Annotated in this window: 2 protein-coding genes; both read left to right on the top strand. The window is 65.1% G+C overall.

The genetic code is table 11. The features are described from left to right. Positions 1 to 767 precede the first annotated feature (767 nt). Entirely contained in the window at positions 768 to 1,724 is a 957-nt protein-coding gene (locus ACGWYJ_RS38675; protein ID WP_395111655.1) for a hypothetical protein, read from the top strand. A gap of 278 nt (positions 1,725 to 2,002) precedes the next feature. Next, a complete protein-coding gene (locus ACGWYJ_RS38670; RefSeq protein WP_395111654.1) occupies positions 2,003 to 2,701 on the top strand; it encodes a hypothetical protein in 699 nt (232 codons plus the stop codon). Positions 2,702 to 3,019 lie beyond the last annotated feature (318 nt).

Genomic DNA, 3,019 nt, shown 5'->3' with positions numbered 1-3,019 from the left:
CCCGCCCGGAGGAGTCCAACGAGATCCTCCCGTCCCGGCGAACGAGGGCTAGTGCGAGAGCACGCCCGGTCGAGCGACGACCAGGCGTGACGGCGGATATGGGTCAGGGCAAACGAACGCGGTAACGTCGCCGATTGGGACGGGTAGGAGCACATGCGCTTGGCCGTGATCGCCCCTCCCGTCGCCCACCCCATGGACGATCTTTACTCTCGCAGGGGCTACGCGCTGACCACCGAGCTCGATCGAGGAGCAGGCAGGCGCGGTCAGCGGCAGAAGAGTGCGTCCCCCTCTGACCAGCGTCATATACCTGTCTGGTCATCTCACCTGATCACCAGGGGTCAGGGCCCGCGTCGACAGCACCGCCTGACGGCACGCCTCCACGCCGGCCTTACCCGCCGAGTCTCCTCCGGTATGCACCGATCGCCACAACCTCCGAGGGCCCTCCCACCACGACCACCAGCGCTCCGCAGCCGCCCACGGCTCGGCGCCACTTCGGCAACCCTGTCGGCCACGACCGCCAGCACCCCCAAGGTGACCGACCCACGACCTCCGTACCTCATAACGCCACCGTCACCCACGCCAAAGATCGACAACTCAAACTGCACTAAATGCGGTCACACAGAGGTCCAGACTGTGTGACACCAAGCGTCGTCAGGCGTCCCACATTCCCCGGGTGCCTCTTGCAAGCGCTTGGTCAGGGACTGCGACGTCGGGCACGCGCGTCGTGGCACCGGTAAGACTGATCCATGATCGGAAGAGGTACACGCGTGAAACGAATTCTCGTCCGCTATGTCACCCCGCTCGTTGTCGCCGTGGGGCTCATTATCGGGGGTATCTCCGGGTTCTTCTCGCTACGTTCGGCAGCGAAAAGGGAATGGAGAACGAACCCCATCCCTGATCTGTGCCGGAGCTTCGACTGGAATCCGATCACTGCCGCCGGCAACTGGGTGCCGTTCCTGGGAGTTCTCGCCGGTTTCGTCTTCGCTGGCATCATCGTGATCCTCAGCGAACGCCCCGGCCAGGGTACGGCAGCCACGAACGCGCTCAAGTTACTCTTCACCGCGTTCTTCAGTCTGGTCGTGACCGCCTACCTAAGCACCATCATCTCCGGAGAGCAGACCTGTCCCCGTGCCAACACCGCGCAAGCGTTTCTCGGTGGCATACTCGCCATAGCGATCATCGCGATGATCGTGGCGTTGTCCTGGCTGCTGGTGGCGTACCAACGGGATAACCATGGCACCCTGGCCTTCCTGCGGCGGCTCATCTACTTCTCGCTCTTCCTCGCCGCCGTCATGCTCGACGTTTCGTCCGCCGGCTACCTGACCGCGAGCTACCGGATATCCGATCACACGGTGGCCAATATCGCGATGGCCCTAGTGACGCTCGCAGCGATCGTGCTGGTGGCTGTACTCGTACGGGGCAAGTCCCGGGTCCGGTGGCTCGAATGGGTCAAATCCCGGATCCGGTGGCGCGACCGAGAACCGTCCTGGTGGGTGGACGCGGTCGCGTGGTCGATCCTCGCGTACCTGGCCACGGCCTCGGTCGGCATTGGAGTGGTCTTGTCGATCTCGCCGCGTGCCTGGTATCCGCCACCCCTTTGGCTCATCTATCTCACAGCCTGGGCCGTGCTCATCGCTCCGCTGATCGTGCTGGCGATATCCGTCATGGCAATCGCGCAGGAGTCACCGACCGCCTCGTCCACCCAAACCTCCAAGCCGAGCTGAGGTCCGGAGACGGGGAGTTCGTGGTTCTTCAGCGAGCCTGTCGGGGCTTTGGCGGGTGCCGCCGACCCGGCATCCGCTTACTGACCGATGCGGGCCAGCAGGCGGTCGGCATCCGCAAGCCGTCCCCGAATGATCGCGTGCCACCGCTCACGCCCCCCTCGCAGCATGAGAGTGCGTTCTGGGACGCCCGTCGTTCCTGAATCCGGACCCACCGTTGAGCGAAACCCCACGGAGTGTCCGTGCACCGCCCACAGCCTCGGTGTCCGATCATTGACGACATGACAGAGCTGATCGCCCCCCTCCCGCCCGTGCTCGCGCCGACCGGCCCCGGGCAGAGCGACCTGCTCGTCCACTTCTGCGGCCGAAGGGAGGGCTCACAGTTCACCCCGGCCGTGCCCGACGCCATCAAGCAGATGACCCCCCAGCAGCGCCTGAACTCGATCCTGCACAGCCAGACCCTCATGGCCTTCCCGCCGTTCCGCGCCGACGGGATGCCCGCCGTCTGCTTCTCTGATAGCCCCGGTCTCCACCTCCTCCACATGCTCACAGAGCGCGGAATGAAGTCCTGGGGCGTGCTGCTAAAGCGGGCCGACGTCATCGCTGCTGGCGGCGGCGGGATCGCCTACCCGCCCGAGAGCGTCCACGACACCTGGGCTTCCGAGACGAAGGTCTGGGGCAACCCCATCCGCACCGACGGCGCCCACGGCCTCATGGACTTCAGCTGGGAACGTGAATGGCGGATCCCCTCCTCCACTGGAGGCGTTACCTTCCAGGCCGGTGCCATCGCCGCCGTCCTCATCGGAGACCCCGACTGGAAACCCAGCCCGGTCGGCGAGAGCTGGGTAAACGGCGTCACCGGCCAGCCCCTGCCCGGCCCCAGCATCCCCGAGGCGATCCGCTACCTCGACTACCCCGCGGCGTGGAACATCGCGACTCATTTGTACTGGGACGGCACCACCCTCCACCACGTCTCGTAGCTGGAGGCGACAGCGATTGGCGACAACGGTAATACCGCGAGCTCTGCATACGGCATGAAAGGATGCTTCTGCCTATCATGAGGCTGATTCCCGGGCATTCTGGCCTCGCCGCCCGGATCGCCTGTGCGCTTTTAGACGGACGTTCCGTCGCCGTCAGCGCGAGCGACGATTACCCTAGCGGCGGAGGGAGGTGCTGGCGCGATCGAACCGATTGGAGCTCTCCTCGAGATGGTTCTACTTCCGCAATTTGGTTGATGACGCCTCGTCCAAGAGCCCCAGGGCTTTCACGGCCTGGGCGAAACTCACACCACACCCTCG

This window comes from Actinomadura sp. SCN-SB (assembly GCF_043906805.1).
Lineage (GTDB): Bacteria > Actinomycetota > Actinomycetes > Streptosporangiales > Streptosporangiaceae > Spirillospora.
This window is presented reverse-complemented; position numbering and strand designations above follow the sequence as displayed.

What these genes read in the sequence shown, in the direction of transcription:
- ACGWYJ_RS38670 (WP_395111654.1), top strand. Translation starts at nt 2,003, where the DNA reads ATGACAGAGCTGATCGCCCCCCTCCCGCCCGTGCTCGCGCCGACCGGC.